This window comes from Streptomyces sp. NPDC004561, assembly GCF_053602155.1.
Window position 1 is genome coordinate 1 of the sequence record NZ_JBSGDB010000706.1, and the last position, 3364, is coordinate 3364.

Here is a 3364-nt window from a genome sequence, read left to right on the forward strand (position 1 = left end):
CGCGGGCGTCCTTGGTGAAGCGTTCGAACATCACTGCCTCCCGTACTTCTTGTGCACGGCCTGCCTGCTGACGCCGAGCTCCGCGGCGATCTCCTACCACTCCCGGGACAGGGCCCACGTCGTTTTGAAAGGACCGCGGGCGGGAACCCGGCGCCGGACCCTGGCGGAGACCCGGGAGAGGAAGTCGCCGTGGCCGACATCGACCAGATCCACATCCTGGACGAAGCCCTGCCCCTGACCGGTCCGGCGTCGCTGGATCCGCTCCTCGAACGCATCGGTGACGCCCGCTACGTGCTGCTGGGCGAGGCGTCCCACGGCACCGCCGACTACTACCAGGTGCGGGACGCGCTCACTCGCCGACTGATCGAGGAGAAGGGCTTCTCGTTCGTGGCCGTGGAGGGCGACTGGCCCGACTGCCAGGCCGTGCACGCCTCGGTCGTCGGGGCACCGGACGCGCCGGAGGATCCCGCGGAGGTGCTGGCCGGCTTCCGCCGCTGGCCGGCCTGGATGTGGGGCAACACCGACGTCGCCGCCTTCACCCGATGGCTGCGCCGGCACAACGAGGGACGCCCCGCAGGACAGCGGGTCGGCTTCTTCGGCCTGGACGTGTACAGCCTGTGGGAATCGCTGCACGCGGTCCTCGGGCATCTCCGCGAGCACGACCCCGACCATGTCGAGCCCGCACTGGAGGCGTACCACTGCCTCGAGCCGTACGCCGAGGACCCGCACTCCTATGTGCTGGCCACCCGGCTGACGCCCGAGGGCTGCGCGCCGCAGGTGGTCGCCCTGCTCACCGAGCTGCGGCAGCGGGCCGCGCAGGTGACGGCGGCCGACGGGCCCCTCGCCGAGTTCGCGGCCCGGCAGAACGCCGAGGTCCTGGCCGGCGCCGAGCGCTACTACCGGGCCATGCTCGACAGCGGGCCCGAGTCCTGGAACATCCGCGACCGCCACATGGCCGACACCCTGGACCGGTTGATGGAACACCACGGTCCCGGGGCCAAGGCGGTGGTGTGGGCGCACAACACCCACATCGGGGACGCCCGCGCGACCGACATGGCCGACACCGGCATGATCAACGTCGGCCAGCTGGTCCGCGAACGGCACATGGGCGACGGTGTGGTGCTGGTCGGTTTCGGCTCGTACACCGGCACGGTGATCGCCGCCGACGCCTGGGGCGACGTCCCCCGCGTCATGGACGTGCCGCCCGCGCACTCCGGCAGCCTGGAGGAGCTGCTGCACCGTGCGCTGCCCGGCGCGCGGGCGCTGTTCGTCTTCCCGCACGTGCAGCTCCAGCGGCCGCCCCTCACCGGCCGGGCGGAGTGGTTCCACCAGGAGCACGGGCACCGCGCGATCGGCGTGGTGTACCGGCCGGGGTTCGAGCAGGTCGCCAACTACGTGCCGACGGTCCTGGCCCAGCGCTACGACGCCTTCTGCCACCTGGACCACACGCAGGCCCTCACTCCGCTGCACCCCCTGCCCGCCGAGAGCCAGGAGGAGCAGACTTGGCCCGTGGGCGTCTGACGGTGGACGGGGCGCGGATCCGGGCCCTGCTGCCATCGGCGCGCGCCCGAATCGAACGTGGGGCGGTCCATCGGGGCGGAGAAGGGACACCTGGTGGTCATGGTCGGTGACATCGGTGATGAACTGCGAGCGCGGCGCGAGGGCGAGAGCGGCCACCGGTCGGTGCCGTACAGCGCCGACACCCGGGTGCAGGCCTGGGGCACCACCCGGGAGCACTGCCTGGCGGAGGCCGTGCGCGCCATGGTGGACAGCTTCGCGGACGTCTCGGGCGCACGGCCCCGCGCCGTGGAGCGGATACGGCCGGCCCGGGGCAGGGACGAGGACCTGCTGGTGGCGCTGCTGGACGAGGTGGTCCTCCGGCTGGAGACGGCGGGCCGGGTGCCGGTGGACGTGGATGTGACGGCCGTCGGCGACGGCGGAGTGGAGGCGCGGCTGTCGGTCGCCGACCTCGCGGACGTCGAGATCACGGGCGCGGTACCCAGGGGCGTCTCCTGGCAGGGAGTGCGGATCGGGCCGGACGCGCTCGGGTGGTCGTGCACGGCGACCGTGGACGTGTGAACGGCGGCCCCGCGGGACGGCTCCCTGCGTGCGGAGCCGACTTATGGGCGCGTGGCGTGACGGCCGGGCCGTGTGGGCGGCTTGGCCACAGGCTGCCACCGTGCCGGCTCGCTCGGGCGCGTGGCGTGACGACCCGGCCGGGTGGGACGGCTCCGGGCATGCCGGCCATCCGGGTACTCGGCCGGCTCCGTGCCGTACCACCAGGGCGTATGCCGGGTCGACCGTTGTCCCGTCGCCGCCGACGGGCAGCCGGGGCCGTGGCCGCGCACCCTGGAGTAAGCATTCCGTGGCGTCGCCCGGGTGGCGACAGGCTCCGCGGTCGTCCGCGGACCGACAGCAGGAGGTCACCGTGCAGCTGGCGGAGTTTCTGACCCGAGTCCGCGACCGCGGGGAGTACCGGAGCCAGGAGGAGGCCGAGCACGTCAGCACGGCGGTGCTGTGGACGCTCGCCACGCGGATCACCCCGGAGGAGGCCGACGACCTGGCGGCGCACCTGCCCGCTCCGCTCGACGAGGCGCTGCACCTGGACCGGGGCTGCGTCGAGTCCTTCGGACGTGAGGAGTTCCTGCGGCGCGTGGCCCAGCAGACGGGCGCCCGGCCGCGCACCGCGGAGTGGGACGCGAGCGCCGTGCTGTCCACCCTCGCCGACGCGGTCTCCGGCGGGCAGGTCAGCGACCTGCTGTCACATCTGCCGACCAGCTACGCGGAACTCTTCGGCCGGCCGGACCTGAGCTGACGGCCACCGCGTGCCCGCCGGCAGGACCTAGGGGGTGTCGTTCGGATCATCCCGGCGCCGCGGGGTCCGGCACGCCCATCTGCGGCGTTGTCGTCGTCCCTCCTCCGCCTTGCAGCTGCACGCACCAAACCCCGCTCGGGTCGGCCGGCACGCGCTGTTCCTCACGGTCAACCTGATCCAAACGACACCCCCTCGTCACCCTTGTTCCCGCGCCTCCTCGCTCCGTGACCGCAGGCGCTCGTCGCACCAGCGCCTGGCCGTGTCGGCGACCTGTTCCAGAGCCCCGGGCTCCTCGAACAGATGGGTGGCCCCCGCGACGACGTACAGGGAGTGCGGGGCACGCAGCCGCCGGGCCGCCTCCTCGTTGAGTTTCAGCACCTCGTGGTCCTGGTCACCGACGATGAGCAGGATCGGGGCCCGTACGTGCTCCAGGGCGTCGCCGGTCAGATCGGGCCGCCCGCCGCGCGACACCACGGTCAGCACGCGGTCCGGCCCGAGCTGCCCGATCTGGGCAACGAACTGCACCACTTCGGCTGGAACGCCTGCTCC

General features: G+C 73.0%; 3 protein-coding genes and 1 pseudogene. 3 read left to right on the top strand and 1 reads right to left on the bottom strand.

Going from position 1 to position 3364, the window contains the following annotated elements:
* Positions 1-189: 189 nt before the first annotated feature.
* The 3 genes from ACWEN3_RS43940 to ACWEN3_RS43950 all read left to right on the top strand — a co-directional run bounded on the left by ACWEN3_RS43940 (position 190) and on the right by ACWEN3_RS43950 (position 2815).
* Positions 190-1521, top strand: a complete 1332-nt coding sequence (locus tag ACWEN3_RS43940) for an erythromycin esterase family protein (protein WP_452983596.1) — start codon at positions 190-192, stop codon at positions 1519-1521.
* Between the two features lie 57 nt (positions 1522-1578).
* Complete coding sequence (locus ACWEN3_RS43945; RefSeq protein WP_452983599.1) at positions 1579-2079, top strand: archease; 501 nt, start codon at positions 1579-1581, stop codon at positions 2077-2079.
* A gap of 349 nt (positions 2080-2428) precedes the next feature.
* Entirely contained in the window at positions 2429-2815 is a 387-nt protein-coding gene (locus tag ACWEN3_RS43950) for a DUF2267 domain-containing protein (RefSeq protein WP_452983602.1), read from the top strand.
* A 195-nt stretch (positions 2816-3010) separates the two neighbouring features.
* Here ACWEN3_RS43950 and ACWEN3_RS43955 read toward each other — a convergent pair.
* A pseudogene (locus tag ACWEN3_RS43955) lies at positions 3011-3364 on the bottom strand (alpha/beta hydrolase); the annotation flags it as partial.